The organism is Aeromonas enterica, assembly GCF_054052465.1.
On sequence record NZ_JBSTYL010000004.1, the window covers coordinates 222,083 to 238,075 of the forward strand.

13 protein-coding genes are annotated in these 15,993 nt (G+C 60.6%); 9 read left to right on the plus strand and 4 right to left on the minus strand.

Going from position 1 to position 15,993, the window contains the following annotated elements:
- Positions 1–30: 30 nt before the first annotated feature.
- The 6 genes from ACW5XD_RS06960 to ACW5XD_RS06985 all read left to right on the plus strand — a co-directional run bounded on the left by ACW5XD_RS06960 (position 31) and on the right by ACW5XD_RS06985 (position 7,186).
- On the plus strand, positions 31–1,782 hold the full coding sequence (locus ACW5XD_RS06960) for a 4Fe-4S dicluster domain-containing protein (RefSeq protein ID WP_456494242.1): 1,752 nt from the start codon (positions 31–33) through the stop codon (positions 1,780–1,782).
- Between the two features lie 10 nt (positions 1,783–1,792).
- A complete protein-coding gene (locus ACW5XD_RS06965; RefSeq protein WP_456494243.1) occupies positions 1,793–2,413 on the plus strand; it encodes a TorD/DmsD family molecular chaperone in 621 nt (206 codons plus the stop codon).
- Between the two features lie 73 nt (positions 2,414–2,486).
- On the plus strand, positions 2,487–2,690 hold the full coding sequence (locus ACW5XD_RS06970) for a transcriptional initiation protein Tat (protein WP_021229865.1): 204 nt from the start codon (positions 2,487–2,489) through the stop codon (positions 2,688–2,690).
- Positions 2,691–2,713: 23 nt separating this feature from the next.
- Positions 2,714–5,590 (plus strand): formate dehydrogenase subunit alpha, encoded by a 2,877-nt coding sequence (locus tag ACW5XD_RS06975; RefSeq protein WP_456494244.1) that lies wholly within the window; start codon positions 2,714–2,716, stop codon positions 5,588–5,590.
- Between the two features lie 4 nt (positions 5,591–5,594).
- Positions 5,595–6,218, plus strand: a complete 624-nt coding sequence (gene fdh3B / locus ACW5XD_RS06980) for a formate dehydrogenase FDH3 subunit beta (RefSeq protein WP_042865547.1) — start codon at positions 5,595–5,597, stop codon at positions 6,216–6,218.
- Positions 6,215–7,186, plus strand: coding sequence for a formate dehydrogenase subunit gamma (locus tag ACW5XD_RS06985; RefSeq protein WP_456494245.1), 972 nt, complete (start codon positions 6,215–6,217; stop codon positions 7,184–7,186). The genes fdh3B and ACW5XD_RS06985 overlap by 4 nt, the downstream gene beginning before the upstream one ends.
- Positions 7,187–7,267: 81 nt before the next feature.
- Here the strand turns inward: ACW5XD_RS06985 and ACW5XD_RS06990 are convergent, their stop codons facing one another.
- Positions 7,268–8,398, minus strand: coding sequence for a response regulator (locus ACW5XD_RS06990; protein ID WP_456494246.1), 1,131 nt, complete (start codon positions 8,396–8,398; stop codon positions 7,268–7,270).
- 179 nt (positions 8,399–8,577) lie between these two features.
- Here ACW5XD_RS06990 and ACW5XD_RS06995 point away from each other — a divergent pair, with 179 nt between their 5' ends.
- From ACW5XD_RS06995 to ACW5XD_RS07005, 3 genes are all read left to right on the plus strand, one after another.
- Positions 8,578–8,994: a DNA breaking-rejoining protein gene (locus tag ACW5XD_RS06995; protein WP_456494247.1), complete on the plus strand. Its 417-nt coding sequence runs from the start codon at positions 8,578–8,580 to the stop codon at positions 8,992–8,994.
- A gap of 215 nt (positions 8,995–9,209) precedes the next feature.
- Positions 9,210–10,925 carry an NAD-dependent malic enzyme gene (locus ACW5XD_RS07000; RefSeq protein WP_456494248.1) on the plus strand — a complete coding sequence of 572 codons (1,716 nt, stop codon included), beginning with the start codon at positions 9,210–9,212 and terminating at the stop codon, positions 10,923–10,925.
- A 396-nt stretch (positions 10,926–11,321) separates the two neighbouring features.
- Complete coding sequence (locus ACW5XD_RS07005) at positions 11,322–12,560, plus strand: uracil-xanthine permease family protein (protein ID WP_456494249.1); 1,239 nt, start codon at positions 11,322–11,324, stop codon at positions 12,558–12,560.
- Positions 12,561–12,634: 74 nt separating this feature from the next.
- On the opposite strand, the gene pgl is transcribed toward ACW5XD_RS07005, so the two are convergent.
- The 3 genes from pgl to ACW5XD_RS07020 all read right to left on the minus strand — a co-directional run bounded on the left by pgl (position 12,635) and on the right by ACW5XD_RS07020 (position 15,692).
- On the minus strand, positions 12,635–13,642 hold the full coding sequence (pgl, locus tag ACW5XD_RS07010; protein WP_456494250.1) for a 6-phosphogluconolactonase: 1,008 nt from the start codon (positions 13,640–13,642) through the stop codon (positions 12,635–12,637).
- A 113-nt stretch (positions 13,643–13,755) separates the two neighbouring features.
- Positions 13,756–14,058 (minus strand): response regulator transcription factor, encoded by a 303-nt coding sequence (locus ACW5XD_RS07015; protein ID WP_456494251.1) that lies wholly within the window; start codon positions 14,056–14,058, stop codon positions 13,756–13,758.
- A gap of 464 nt (positions 14,059–14,522) precedes the next feature.
- Positions 14,523–15,692, minus strand: coding sequence for a Fic family protein (locus tag ACW5XD_RS07020; RefSeq protein WP_456494252.1), 1,170 nt, complete (start codon positions 15,690–15,692; stop codon positions 14,523–14,525).
- Positions 15,693–15,993: the final 301 nt, after the last annotated feature.

Sequence of the window (15,993 nt, forward strand, 5' to 3'; positions counted from 1 at the left end):
TCCCATGAGGTGGACCGCACAGGAGTGCATGTGAGCATCGAACAACATTACTCAAACCTGACCCCCGATGGGGGAGTAGCGGGGCGCAATGAGCGAGCCCGCGCCGACGCCTTGCGCCACACGGTCAAGACCGACAACCTGATCCCGGCTACCGTCTCCTACCAGAGCCAGGGGCGCCTGCTGCTGGTCGGCCCGGAAGATCGCATTCGCCGCGCCGCCAGCCTGCTGCCCGCCGGGGTGAAGCCCACCCTGCTGGTGACCGAAGCGGTGCATGATGCCGAAGCGGCAGATCTCGAAGCCGTCTTCGACGCCACCGCATCCCTCAATGCCCTGACCCTGCGCGAGCCGAGCCTCAAAGGCTATCTGGGTCAGTATCAGCTCACCGGCCTGAACGGGCAGGGGGAGCGGGTTGATCTGGCGAGGCTTTGTTTTCCACAACAGGGTTTCCCGCAGCAGGCTGCGGCAGCTGTCAGTGAACTGCCAGGGGAGCCACGCTTCGATCTGGTGGCCGATCTGGGCCGCGTCCCGCTGTTTGCGCTGGAGCGCCCGCCGGTGGGCTATCTGCATCTCATTGATGACGATGGGCTGGCCGAACGGCTTGCAGAACTTTGCGCGCTGACCGGTATCTTCGACAAGCCACGCTATTTTCGTCTCGACCCCGAGGCCTGCGCCTTTACCGCCCGCGGCGTGCCCGGTTGCAGCCGTTGCCTCGATGTTTGCCCGACCGATGCCCTCAAGCCCATCAATGGTCGCATCCAGATCGATCCCCATCTCTGTCAGGGTTTTGGTAGCTGTGCCTCCGCCTGTCCGACCGGTGCGATTGCCTATCATCAGCCCGATGCCAACACCAGCGGCGACTATCTGTTCCGTCTGCTCAAGCACTACCGGGAGGCGGGGGGCGACGCGCCGCAGTTGCTGATTGCCGGTGAAAGTGAGCGCGAGTGGGTGGAGGCCGAACTCACCCGTTTGCCCACCAACTGGCTGCCGGTCTGGGTGGAGGAGATCGCGAGCTTAGGCATCGAGAGCTGGTTCGCCGCCCTCGCCTATGGCGCCAGCGCGGTGCGCATTGCGCTGGGTGACGATGCTCCCGAAAGCGTGCGGGCGCTTGTGGGGCGGGAATTGGCGAGCGCCGCTGTGCTCTTGGCGGGCGCGGGTCTTGCTGCCGATCGCATCGCCCTGTTTAACCCGGATGCCGAACAAGATAAGCCGATCTCCTGTGAACCAGCCCTTGCCCTGCTGGACAAGCCGCTCAAAGGGGACAAACGGGAGAACCTGTTTGCCGCCTTTGATGCGCTCTGGCAGGCCAACAATGGCGGCCGCGAGCCGCTGGCGGTGCCCCACGGCGCCCCTTACGGCAGCGTCGAGCTCAAAGACGCTGACTGCACCCTCTGCATGGGCTGCGTGGCGGTCTGCCCGAGCCGCGCCCTGCATGCGGTGGGCCATACGCCGGGCCTCAACTTTATCGAGCAGGACTGCATCCAGTGCGGCATGTGCGAAAAGGCGTGCCCCGAGCAGGCCATCGTGCTGGCTCCCCGCTTGCAGCCGGTGCCCGAGGCGCGCCGCGCCGTGCAGAGCCTCAAAGCCGAAGAGGCGGCCTGCTGCATTCGCTGCGCCAAGCCGTTCGCGCCGGCCTCGATGATCCGCCGCATCCAGCAAAAACTGGCCGGCCACTCCCACTTTCAAAACGAGGCCGCCCAGCGGCTGCTGATGTGCGAGGACTGCCGGGTCAAGGATGTGTTTGCGGCGCTGGCGGCGGATCCCGTCTCCCAGCTCAAGGTGTGAGGGGCCAGTGATGACTGAACAACATAACGAAAAGGCTGGCGAACTGACCATGACTGAACTGGAACAGAGCAGCGCCGATCTCTACGCCCTGCTGGCGAGCCTCTGGCGCGCCGCCCCCCGAGGCGAACAGCTCGCTTGGCTGCAAGGCCTGCAGGCCATGCCCGGCCCCTTTGCCAGAGGGCTGGGGCTGGTGCAACTGGCGGCCAGCAGCCACCACGAGAATGAGCTTGCCGAGGAGTATCAGGATCTCTTTATCGGGCTGGGGCGCGGGGAGATCGTGCCGTTTGCCTCCTGGTATCTCACCGGCTCCCTGATGGAGCTGCCGCTGGCGGTGCTGCGCGCCGACCTGCAGTCGCTCGGTTTCGAGCGCCAGAGCGGGGTGTGCGAGCCGGAAGATCACCTGGCCGCCCTCTGCGAGGTGATGGCGGTATTGATTGCCGAGCAGCACCCCGAGCGCAACCGCTTCTATGAACGGCATCTGGCCCCCTGGGTGCTCGCCTGCTGCCGCGATCAGCAACAGGCGAAGGGTGGCAGCTTCTACCGGGCGGTCGGGGCGCTTGCCGAAGACTTTTTCAAACTGGAGCAGGATCTGCGCCTGCCCTTTGGTACCCCTGTGGTGACGCTGCCATGACGCGGCACCCACACACTCATAGCGAAGCCGGCACAGTGCGGTTGGCCATAACAAAAACAGAGGTCACAGAAAGATGAGCGATGAAAAGCTGAAAGACCCGTCCCGACGCAATCTGATCAAGGGGGTGGGCGTGGTCGCCACCATAGGCGTGCTGGCCGGTGCCACCGGCCGGGTGGTGGGCAAGGAGGTGCTGACCCACGACACCGAGCCTGACAAGGGCTATCGGGAGACCCCCCACGTTCACGACTTTTATCGCACCCTGCGCGGCACCGACTGAGCCGGCTCAGTGAAGGAGACCTTATGAAACTGACAAAACGAGCCGAGCCGGTCAATGCGAGCGAGCAAGGCAATGCGGCCGCTCGCGGCCAGGGGCTGACCCGCCGCGCCTTTATGGTCAACTCCGGTCTGGTGGCCGGTGGCGCCGTGGCTGCCGGTTGGCTGGCCCCCGCCATGATGCAGCGGGCCGAGGCCAAAACCGTGGCGGCCGGGGTGCCGGTCGAGGTGAAGCGCACCATCTGCTCCCACTGCTCGGTGGGCTGCGGCGTCTATGCCGAGGTGCAAAACGGCGTCTGGACCGGTCAGGAGCCGGCTTTCGATCACCCCTTCAACCTTGGCGGTCACTGCGCCAAAGGGGCGGCCCTGCGCGAGCATGGTCACGGCGAGCGTCGCCTCAAGTACCCGATGAAGCTGGTGGGCGGCAAGTGGCAGCGTCTGAGCTGGGAGCAGGCCATCGAAGAGGTGGGCAACGAGGTGCTGCGCCTTCGCAAGGAGTCTGGCCCCGACAGCGTCTACTGGCTCGGCTCCGCCAAGCACTCCAACGAGCAGGCCTACCTGTTTCGCAAGATGGCGTCCCTGTGGGGCACCAACAACGTGGATCACCAGGCGCGCATCTGCCACTCCACCACGGTCGCCGGGGTCGCCAACACCTGGGGCTACGGCGCCATGACCAACAGCCTGAACGACATGCACAACAGCAAGTCGATCATGTTCATCGGCTCCAACCCGGCAGAGGCCCACCCGGTCGCCATGCAGCACATCCTGCTGGCGAAAGAGCGCAACGGCTGCAAGATCCTGGTGGTCGACCCGCGTCGTACCCGCACCGCCGCTAAGGCGGACATGTACCTCTCCCTGCGTCCGGGCACCGACGTCGCCTTTATCTGGGGCATGCTCTGGCACATCTTCAAAAACGGCTGGGAAGACAAGGAGTTCATCCGCACCCGCGTCTACGGCATGGACGAGGTGCAAAAAGAGGTGGCGCGCTGGACCCCGGCCGAAGTGGAGCGGGTGACCGGCCTCAACGAACAGCAGGTCCATGGCGCCGCCAAACTGCTGGCCGACAACCGCCCCGGCTGCGTGGTCTGGTGCATGGGCGGCACCCAGCACACCACCGGCAACAACAACACCCGCGCTTACTGCATCCTCGAACTGGCCCTCGGCAACGTGGGCAAGAGCGGGGCGGGCACCAACATCTTCCGTGGTCACGACAACGTGCAGGGCGCCACCGACTTTGGTGTCACCTCCGACTCCCTGCCCGGTTACTACGGGCTGGAAGAGGGCTCCTGGAAGCACTGGGCCCGGGTGTGGGACGTCGATTACGAGTGGATCAAGGCACGCTTTGACAACAAGGCCTACAACGGCAAGCTGCCGATGAACAACAACGGCATTCCGGTCTCCCGCTGGGTGGATGGGGTGCTGGAGAATGCCGATCTCATCGAGCAGGGCTCCAACATCCGCGCCATGTTCTACTGGGGCCATGCGGTCAACTCCCAGACCCGCGGCCCCGAGATGAAGAAGGCGATGCAAAAGCTCGACATGATGGTGATTGTCGACCCGTATCCCACCGTTGCCTCGGTGATGAACGATCGTACCGATGGCGTCTACCTGCTGCCGGCCACCACCCAGTTCGAGACCTATGGTTCCGTCACCGCCACCAACCGCTCCATGCAGTGGCGCGACAAGGTGATCGAACCCCTGTTCGAATCCAGGGTCGACCACGAGATCATGTATCTGTTGAGCAAGAAGCTCGGCTTTGCCGATGAGCTGTTCAAGCACATCAAGGTAGAGAACAACCAGCCACTGCTGGAAGACATCACCCGCGAATATAACCGCGGCATGTGGAGCGTGGGCTACACAGGCCAGAGCCCGGAGCGGCTCAAGGCGCACCAGCAGAACTGGCACACCTTCCACAAGACCAACCTCAAGGCCGAAGGCGGCCCGGTCAGCGGCGAAGTGTACGGTCTGCCCTGGCCCTGCTGGGGCACCCCTGAGATGAAACACCCCGGCAGCCACATCCTCTACGACACCAGCATTCCGGTGTCGGAAGGGGGCGGTGGTTTCCGCGCCCGTTTCGGCATCGAGTATCAGGGTGTCTCACTGCTTGCCGAAGACTCCTGGCCGAAAGGGAGCGAGGTGGAGGATGGCTATCCCGAGATCACTGCCGAGTTGATGAAGCAGCTCGGCTGGTGGGATGAGCTGACCGAGGCCGAGAAGAAGGAGGCCGAGGGCAAGAACTGGAAGACAGATCTCTCTGGCGGCATCCAGCGGGTCGCCATCAAGCACGGCTTCGTGCCTTACGGCAACGCCAAGGCGCGCTGCGTGGTGTGGACCTTCCCGGATCAGGTGCCCAAGCACCGCGAGCCGCTCTACACCCCGCGTCGGGATCTGCTGGCGGACTACGCCACCTGGCCTGATTCGAAGAGCCTGTGGCGCCTGCCGACCCAGTATGCCTCCGTGCAGGAGAAGGACGTCAGCAAGGAGTTCCCCATCATCCTCACCTCCGGCCGTCTGGTGGAATACGAGGGGGGCGGTGACGAGACCCGCTCCAACCCCTGGCTGGCCGAGCTGCAACAGGAGATGTTCGTCGAGATGAACCCGGCGGATGCCAACGACGTCGGCGTGCGCGACGGTCAGGATGTGTGGGTCGAGGGGCCGGAAGGGGGTCGGGTCAAGGTGAAGGCGCTGGTGACTCCACGGGTCAAACCTGGGCTCGCCTTTATGCCGTTCCACTTCGGCGGTCACTTCGAGGGCCAGGATCTGCGATCCAAATATCCGGAAGGGTCAGACCCCTATGTGCTGGGGGAGTCGGTCAACATAGTCACCACCTATGGTTATGACCCGGTCACCCAGATGCAGGAGACCAAGGTCACCCTGTGCCGTTTTCGCCAAGTAGGAGCCTGATCTCATGGCCAGAATGAAATTCATGTGTGACACCAAGCGCTGCATCGAGTGCAACGGCTGTGTGACGGCGTGCAAGAACGAGAACGATGATGCCCTCGAGTGGGGCATCCAGCGCCGCCGGGTGGTGACCCTCAACGACGGCCTGCCGGGTGAGACCTCCATCTCGGTCGCCTGCATGCACTGCACCGACGCCCCCTGCATGGCGGTCTGCCCGGCCGACTGCTTCTATCACACCGACGACGGCATAGTGCTGCACAACAAGGATCTCTGCATCGGTTGCGGCTACTGCCTGTTCGCCTGTCCGTTCGGGGCGCCCCAGTTCCCGAAGACCGCCGCCTTCGGCGATCGGGGCAAGATGGACAAGTGCACCTTCTGCGCCGGTGGCCCGGAAGAGGATCACAGCGAGGCGGAGCGCCAGAAGTACGGTGCCAACCGCATCGCCGAGGGCAAGCTGCCCATGTGTGCCGAGCTCTGCTCCACCAAGGCGCTGCTGGCGGGGGACGCACAGGTGATCTCCGATATCTTCCGCGAGCGGGTCGCCTATCGCGGTGCCAAGGAGGCGGGCTGGGGCAGCGGTGAAGAGCTGTTCCATGACGCCAGCAAGGCGGGCAAGGGAGGGGCGGCATGAAAACCTGGCTAATGGCCCTGTTTGCCGCCCTGCTGCTGGTGAGCTCCGCCAGCTTCGCCGACGCCGAGAAGGAGGCGGTCGGCTTTGCCGGCGCCGACTACTGGCGGGCGGTGAAGGATGGGCAGGAGGGGGTGACCAGCTCCCGCTCGCCGGAGCACGGGGTGCTGATCTCGGTGCCGGGCCAGCTCTGGTTCGAGGTGAAGACCAAGTGGGTGTCGCCGCTCGGTGCCATCGCCATCTTTGGATCCCTGGCCATGTGTGGCTTGATGTACTGGGCGGTGGGGCCGACCAGGCTCTCCAAGCCGCGTACCGGGCGCAAGCTCAAGCGTTGGAGCCGGCTGGATCGGGCGCTGCACTGGACCACGGCGGGCATGTTTCTGACCCTGTCCGGGTCTGGGCTGGCCATCATCTACGGCAAGCACTTCATCAAGCCGGTGGTGAGTATGGGGGTATGGGAGAACTGGATCTGGTTCGCCAAGCTGTTCCACAACTACGTGGGCCCGCTCTTTTTCCTCTGCCTGCTCGGCGTGCTCATCAAGTGGTTTCGCCACAATATCGTCAACATGGTGGACGTGCGCTGGTTCATGAAGGCGGGCGGCATGCTGGGGCCCCACAAGGGGAGTCACCCCTCGGCGGGCTTCTCCAACGGCGGTGAGAAGGCCATCTTCTGGCTGCTCATCTGGTTTGGCGGCATCGTGGTGGCGACCGGGCTGTTTCTGGACTTCCCCATCTTCGGCCAGCTGCGCCGTCAGATGGAGTGGGCCAGCTTCATCCACATCGTCGGGGCGCTCATTCTCATCTGCGGCTTCATCTTCCATATCTACATGGGCCTGTTCCAGCTGGAAGGGGCGCTGGAGGGGATGATCGGTGGCGAGGTGGACGAGACCTGGGCCAAGGAGCACCACGACCTCTGGTATGAAGAGGTGAAGCACAAGCTGGATGACCCCAAGGCGGGCAAGCCCGGCTGAGCGTCGTGGGGTTGGTAGAAGGGGCGCTGATGCGCCCCTTTCTATTGCTGTTCCTTGATCGCTTCGTCGGCGTCAGCCTCATTACAGGGGCGGTTGCAGAGGGAGCCGGATCTGGTATGCCAGCCCTTTGCCGGGGGGGCTGGTGACGGTCAGCTGGCCGTGCAGATTGTTCTCCACCAGGTTGTGGATGCGACAGGCGCTCAGTCCACAGTGGCTGGCATCGCCGCGCAGGGTAGTGAAGAAAGGCTCGAACAGGTGGGGCAACTGCTCGGCCGTCATGCCGGGGCCCGAGTCCTGATAGGTCAGCAGCAGATCGTTGTCGCTTTGTACTAGGTTCAGGCTGAAGCTGTGCTGTCCCGGCCCCTTGAAGGCGTGCTCCATGCTGTTCTTGATGAGTTCTTGCACCAGATCGAGAAACAGGTGCTCTGGGGCGGTCAGGATCACCTCCTCGCCGCTGACATCCGCGTTGACCCGGGCGATGAGAAACTCGGGCGAGAAGGCCTGCAACAGTTTTTGCAGGCTTTTCTGTACCGCGAAGGGATGGGCAGGCAGCTCGTGCTGATCCCGGGTCAGCTCCTTGAAGCGGCTGATCAGCAGGGCGACCCGGCGCAGGCTGGATTCGACCAGCTCGGTGCCTTCCTTGATGTCGGTGAGCTGCTGGTGGAGCAGACGCTGGCCCAGCATGCCGTTTTGCACCGCATTTGCCAGCAGATCGCCAGCGCCGTGGATCAGGCTGGAGGCCGTGATGCCGATGCCGACCGGGGTATTGATCTCGTGGGCAATCCCGGCCGTGAGCTGGAACAGGCTCTGGTAGAGCTGTACCTTGGCCTGCTGACGGCTCAGCTCCTTGAGCCGCAACTGGTTTTGCACCCGGGCCAGCACCTCGAGCTGGTGAAACGGTTTGGAGACATAGTCGCAGCCACCCGCCTGAAAAGCCTGCTCGAGGGCACTGATCTCATTGTTGGCACTGATGAAGAGAACGGGCAGGCACCACTGGCCCGGCAACTGCTTGATACGGCGGCAGGCTTCATAGCCATTCATTATCGGCATGTTGATGTCCATCAGTACCAGCGCGGGAGGAAACCGGGTGGCGGCATCCAGCGCCTGCTGGCCATCGGTCGCCTCACGCACCTGATAACCCGCCTCTTCCAGCAGGCAGCGCAATATGTAGCGGTTGGACGCCATGTCATCGACGATCAGGATATCACTCATAGTATTGCTTCCCGGAATAGAGGGGAGATGCCACCCTGCGGTGGGCTTGATATAAAGCATAGTTGCCCGCCATATTCATTGCGTTAACAACCCCTTGGCATCGTCAAATCGGATAGCTTTTTATGCAGGGGTGAGCAACAGTAAAAGCCGTTTCGTTCATTAAAGAGGAGAGCAGAGAAATGAAGAGATCATTGTTGGCAGCCGTCTGTTCATTTGGTCTGTTGGGGGGGATGGCAGTCGGGGTTGCGCAGGCGGCCGATGGCATCAAGACCCAGCAGGTGCAGTTCAAGAAAGGGGAGTCCGGCGCCACCATCAAGAGTGCGATCCAGGGACGTGAGACGCTGGACTACACGCTGACCGCCAACAAGGGTCAGACCATGGCGGTGATCCTGACGGGCAAATCGAGCACCTATTTCAATATCCTGCCGCCGGGCAGCACGGGAGAGGCGATATTTATCGGTTCCAACGAGGGCAACAGCTTCCAGGCAAGCCTGCCGGCCAAGGGCACCTATACCATTCGGGTCTACCAAATGGGTGCGGCCGAAACCAGCAAGGCCAAGAATGCCTTCAAGCTGGAGGTGGGTGTCAGCGGTTGAGTTTGATGTGGGCGGGAGAATGAAGACTCGGTGGCTACGGCCGCCGTGTTCGTTTCAGGCTGCCGCCCGGCTCTAGGCACGGTCTGATCACGTTTTTGGCCGCAGGGTATGCCCAAGCTCACAAAACTAAACAACCAAACGTCATATGATTGATTTCATTATGAGTCTTGCTCTCCTGCCGAACGGCAATTTCACGTAAATCAAAGAGAACGACTATGGCTACCGGACAATATCTGCTGTGGAAAGATGCACAGGGACAGGATTTTCGCCCCGTTGCACTGACTGGCACCGATCTGCTCAACGATCGCAACCTCAACAAGGGCACCGCCTTCACCGAACAGGAGCGCGCCGACTTCGAGCTCGACGGCCTGTTGCCTCCGCAAGTTCAGACCTTTAAGGCCCAGCTGGAGCGGGTCTATCAGGGTTTCCTGAGCGCCTGCAGCGACATCGAGAAGTATCAGAACCTGCGGGCATTGCAGGATCGCAACGAAACCCTGTTTTATGCCCTGCTGTCGCGTCACGTGGAGGAGATGACCCCCATCATCTATACCCCGACCGTCGGCAAGGCGTGCCAGGAGTTCAGCCATCGCTACCAGAAGGCGCGTGGCCTCTATATCACCCCGAAAAACGTCGAGGACATGGGGTCTCTGGCCCGTCAGCTGGACGCAAAATCGGTGCGCATCATAGTCGTGACCGACAGCCAGGGCATCCTGGGGATAGGTGACCAGGGGGTGGGCGGCATGGGGATCCCCATCGGCAAGCTCTCCCTCTATACCCTGGCGGCCGGCATTCATCCCGCCTGCTGCCTGCCCATCGCGCTGGATGTGGGCACCGACAATCAGGCCCTGCTGGATGACCCCATGTATCTGGGTCAGCCTCACAAGCGCATCCGTGGCAAGGAGTATGACGACTTCATCGACAAGTTCGTGGCCGGGGTCAAGCGCCACTTCCCGAACGCCGTGCTGCAGTGGGAAGACTTCAGCAAGTCCAACGCCTTCAACAATCTTTCCCGCTACCAGCAGGCGCTGCCCTCCTTCAACGATGACATTCAGGGCACGGGGGCCGTGGTACTGGCCGGCATCATAGGGGCGGTCAAGGTCAAGGGGGAGACACTAGGTCAGCAGAACTACCTGGTCTATGGTGCCGGTGCCGGCGGGGTGGGGGTCGCGGATCAGATCTGCGCGGGCATGATCCGCGAGGGGCTGGATCCGCAGGCGGCCCGCGATCGCATCTATATCCTGGATACCCAGGGGCTGGTGTGTGACAACCGCGAGGGGCTCGACGAGTACAAGCGCCGTTACGCCAAACCGGGTCTGCTGCTGGCGGGCTGGGATACCGAAGTGCCCGGCAGGGCCAACCTGACCGACGTGCTGCGCCATGTGCCCATCACTGTGCTGCTCGGCACCAGCGGCTCCGGCGGCGCCTTCAAGGAGGAGCACGTGCAGCTGATGCAAAAGCACTGTGCCCGCCCCATGGTGTTCCCGCTCTCCAACCCGACCGCCAACTGCGAAGCGCTGCCGGAAGACATCTACCGCTGGAGTCAGGGCAAGGCCATCGTCGCCACCGGCAGCCCGTTCAAGGACGTGCACTATGAGGGCAAGGATTACCGCATCGGCCAGGGCAACAACGTCTTCATCTTCCCGGGGGTGGGGCTGGCGGCCATCGTCAGCCAGTTGAGCGAAATCAGCCCGGATATCTTCACCACGGCCGCCTTTGCGCTGGCCGAATGCGTGAACGAGGTGGATCTGGCACAAGGCTCCGTCTATCCGCGCATTCGCGAGCTGCGCAACATCTCGGTACACGTGGCGACCGCCGTGCTCAAAGACATAGTGCGCAAGGATCCGTCCCACCCGCTGATCGGGCAGGATCTGCAGCAGCATATCCTGAGCCACATGTGGGAGCCGCTCTACCTGCCTTATCGTCGGGTATGACGGCTGAACGCGTGAGATGAAAAGGGGGTGGCCGTCGGGCCACCTCCTTTTTCGTTTGGCCCCATCCGTGGCGGCCGCATCAGGTTGTAGCCTTGGTCATTCCGGGTTAAGTCGCGGTGCAGGCATCAGGTTGGGGCTCAACACATCAGCCCAGCTGAAAAGCGTGTCAATAAAGTCCACCAGAAAAACGATTGGCGTCCGCCATAAAAGTGCGTAAAATCGCATACTCGATGCTTGTAGCAACGAATCCCGCCTAAAAAGCCAGTTTCATGCCCTCCCCAAGCAGTAAAAGGTAACGAATGACGCCAAATGGCCCATTTCACGCCTTGAAAGCGTCTTGTGATAACTGAAAAGTGTCAAATATCCCTGTCAGTTATCAAAAAATTAAGGACATCCATGTTTTCCTTAGTCAAGCAAAGTGTCGCCGGGCTGCAAATCCTGTTTGTCGCCTTCGGTGCCATGGTTCTGGTGCCCCTGCTCACCGGACTGAACCCCTCCATGGCCCTGCTTGGCGCTGGTGTGGGAACCCTGCTGTTCCAGCTCTGCACTCGCCGCCAGGTCCCGATTTTCCTCGGTTCCAGCTTTGCCTTCATCGCCCCCATCATCTACGCCACCCAGACCTGGGGACTGCCGTCCACCATGTTTGGCCTGTTTGCCGCCGGTTTCATGTACTTCATCTTGGCCGCACTGATTCGTGTGCGGGGCATGGGCTTTGTGCACAAGTTGCTGCCGCCCGTGGTGATTGGCCCTGTGATCATGGTGATCGGCCTGTCGGTCGCTCAGGTTGCCTGCAATATGGCGATGGGCCGTGCCGGTGGTGAGCAGGTGGTGCCCGCGGGGACTGCGCTGACGCTGGCCGGTATTTCGCTGGCGGTGACTCTGATTGCGGCCGTGTTCTGCAAGGGCTGGATCAAGCTGATCCCCATACTGTGCGGTGTCATCGCCGGTTATGTTTCTGCCGTGCTGATGGGTCAGGTGAACTTTGACGGTCTGGTCAACACCCCCTGGCTGGCGCTGCCTCACTTCGAAACGCCGGAGATTAACTGGGCCGCGGCGCTGTTCATGCTGCCGGTGGCTATAGCCCCCTGTATCGAACACATTGGCGGCGTGCTCGCCATCGGTGGTGTGACCGGGCAGGACTACACCAAGAACCCGGGTCTGCACCGTACCCTGGCCGGTGACGGCATTGGCGTCTGCTTTGCCGGTTTCATCGGTGGCCCACCCGTGACCACCTACGCCGAAGTAACCGGCGCCGTGATGATTACCCGCAACTTCAACCCTGTCACCATGACCTGGGCAGCCGTGTTCGCCATCATTCTGGCCTTCTTCGGCAAGTTCAACGCCCTGCTCACCTCCATCCCCATGCCGGTGATGGGCGGCATCATGCTGCTGCTGTTCGGATCCATCGCCGCCATCGGTCTCAAGACGCTGGTGGAGTCCAAGGTGGATCTGGGGCTGGCCCGCAACATCGCCATCGTGGCCGTGACCCTGACGGTCGGCGTCGGCGCGCTGGAGATGAAGATAGGTGACTTCGCTCTGGCCGGTGTCGGTCTGGCATCGGTTGCCGCCATACTGCTGAACCTGATCCTGCCTGCCAGCTCCGAAGAGGGAGTCATGGAGAGCGCCAAGGACTAAGCAAAAGGTTGCTGTCAGTCAAGCAGTGAGGCCACCCCCGGGTGGCCTCACTCATTTCGACCGGTTTCTCGGCATCACTCGGGCAAGGCCAGCACTCGCACCCACATGGCCCCGTCGCCCACCGGATGGCGCGCGAGCAGCGTCAGCTCGCCGCTGCCCGGCTCTATGCGGTGCACGGCGAGCTGGTGGGAGGCTTGCCCGGCCGCCAGCAGATAGCGGCCGCTGTGATCGATGGCAAAGCCGCGCGGCATGGTCTCGGTCGGGAAGTGGGCCAACGGGGTCAGGCTGCCATCCCGCGCCGCTATGCCAAACAGGGTCAGCAGGCTGCTGGCCCGTTCGCAGCTGTAGAGAAAACGGCCATCCGGCATGACATGCAGATCCGCCCCCCAGCGCTCTCCCTGATACCCCGCAGGCAGCATGTCCAGACTCTGTTGCAGATGGATATGGCCATCGGCCAGCCTGTGGTAGCGGTTGATGGTGCAATCTAGCTCGTTCAGGCAGTAGATATCGCCATTGACGGGGTGCAGCGCCAGGTGCCTTGGCCCGGCGCCGCTGGCAGTATGCAGGTCCCCCAGCGGATGGGGCGTCAGCCGCCCCTCGTCGTTCAGGGTGAAGCGGCGGATGGCATCTTCCGTGAGGCAGGCAACCAGCGCCTCCTGCCTGCCCTGCTCGTCCGCCAGCAGGGTGACCGAGTGAGCCGTCATCAGCGGATCTATGAGCTGGTGCGGGGCCTGCACCAGACCAGCGGCATCGATGGGGGAGACGGTGACATGGTTGAAGGCGTAGGAAGCCGCCAGCAGGAAGCGGCCGTCGGCCGTGATGGCGGTGTGGGAGGCACTGCCCGCCAGCGGCGCCGAGCCCTGTTCGCTGAGCCAGCCATCCATGCCAATCCGGTAGCTGATGACCGCAAAATCGGGCCGCACGGCGGCATGAAGCCAACATCCATCCGGGCTTGTCACCAGCGGTTGTACCTGACCCGGCGTGCTCACCCGCTGCAAGAGCTGCATTTCTCCCGTGTCGGCCAGGGCAAACACATGGATCTGCTGACTGCCTGGGCTGGCGACATAAACAACTTGCTGCATTGTGCTCTCCTTATGCTCTGGGGCTTATCATCGGATGATTTCTGCGAACCAGGCAAGTTGTTGTGCCGGTTGGCGTCATGATTGGCCAGGCCCTGCCTTTGTCGAGATGCAGATTATTTTTCCAGGCTCAGCAGGTAGTTGCGCAGGTTGACGTCGCGATTGGCCAGCCCCAGCTTGATGCGCACACTGTTGCGATGATTCTCCACCGTTTTGCGCGCAACATTGAGCGCGCTGGCGATCTCCTGGCTGGACATGCCGCTACGAATGAATTCAGCCACCTGCATCTCCGAGGGGGTCAGTACTTCCAACAGGCGTTGGTTGCCATCATCCTGCAGGCTCTTCTCCATGCTGGTGCGGATAAGTTCCAGGCACATCCTGAGGGCAGGATCTTGAATTTGGGTCAGCTTTCGCTCCACATTGCACTCCTCAACTGATGACACCCTATTGTTTCATCAATATTGGGTGCCTTGGGGCGCTTGCAAGTCATCTTTCGTGTCCGCAAAAAAACAGGCCCCATAATGGGACCTGTGTATTGCAACCGGAGTCAGTATCAGCCTGGCTCACTGTCTTTTGCGGGTGGCAGGCTCTTGCTGGGCTCGACCTTCTGCTCCTCGCCCTGCATGTTCTTGATATGAACTATATAAACGATAAATTCAATTGTTTTTAAAGGGTTTTTTCTTTTTGGTATGGCTTTGGGGTCACGCTTAGGGCCACACATTCAACACTTGATGTTTCATTAGCAAGCGACATTAGGAACCGAAACCGCCAAAGCTGCCCTCTAAAATGGACAATATTGCCCTTCGTTTCTTCACCAGAGAAAAGTGGTCACTTGTCGCCTGTTGGAATCTGTTGAAGTGACCGAGTGCCAGACAAATTTGGTTTACGCTTGTTCCAGTTGAGCAGGTATAAATCCTTGCTCGCGTAGCGACTGGATAACTCCGCGCAACAGGTAGTTATTGGCAAAGCAGATCACGTACTGCCGAGCACCTTCTTGCACAGGCTGCAGCATCTTTTGTTCAAGTAGTTTGTTGATTTGGTAGGTTCTCTGAGCTGGCTTGGCTAGCTCAGGTATTGCCTTTGCTAAGTCACCAGCTTTGATTAACCCTTGTTGCGAGCAGGCGAGTCGTAGGATCTTAAATTCAACATCGGTCAAGAGACCGCGCTTCTTAGAATAGGCTAGTGCTGGCAACAACACATGTTCTTGCAAGTACGCATACCGGGTTAACTGATCCACCTTTTTCAATTCAGCCAAGATCCCATCCAGGACGTAAATACACCATGTTTCTCGCCCTTCCGCCGTGCCCTCATCTGCTGCGGACAGCATTTTGTAATAGCGGTTACGATCATTGCAAAAGACAGCTGTTGGGTTTAGTACCCGTCCGCCATCTTTGACGTTGAAGCCATATTTGATCAGCAAGGCGTAGGTCAAGAGGCGCACTGTCCTGCCGTTTCCATTCGTGAATGGGTGAATCCAGCCGAATCTGTGGTGCGCCAGCGCGACCTTCATCAGGTCATACTTCTGTGAGTCCTCCCTATTGATGAAGTTGACCAAATCAGACATGTAGCCGGGGACTTGAATATGCTCAGGGGGCAAGTGAGTTGATTGAGCGATACGAACGCCCTCTTGACGGTATGATCCCGGAGTGCGATCACCCTCACGTTCAAGTGATGACACGGCAAGCGTGTGTAACTCTCGGATGAGGTGCTCTGTAAAAGGCACCCCAGGTTCCACCACCTCATCGATATACGCCATGGCGTGCTCAATGTTGGAAATCTCTCTCAGGTGGTCCGTACCCTGAATTTCACCATCAACCCGGCTTTCGACATAATCGGCCAAGGTAGTGTGGTTACCTTCAATGCGAGCAGAGCCCAAGCTCTCCAGCAGATGAAAAATCCCCTTCAATTGGAAGAACAACGGAGCTGGGGTATCGCCTGCCAGTTGTAGTCTTCGCAGGTGCTCAAGCTCCGTGAGCACATCAACCAATGGGGAGTCGAATGAAGGGTTCAACAACTCAAGGTCATGATGGATAAATCGAGGTGCGTTTGACATACATTTCAAATCCAGTGAGCGCGACAAATCAAAAAATAACACATAACCCATTGAGGTGGTTATATTAAGATAACTTTCATTACATTAAAATTTTCATCATCACCTTGACGAACAAGTCAAAATTTACCTTCGTGACATATCAAAAAATCCCATTCAGGCTATGTCGCCCCCACACCCCGACATGTACCTATCCACTGTTGCTACTTGGCCCTTTAGACCACCATAGGTATCTGACACATGCAAAGAGTGCGGTCTCTACGACACCACACAGAATGCAGTTCCCCCAAGCCACTAACATCTA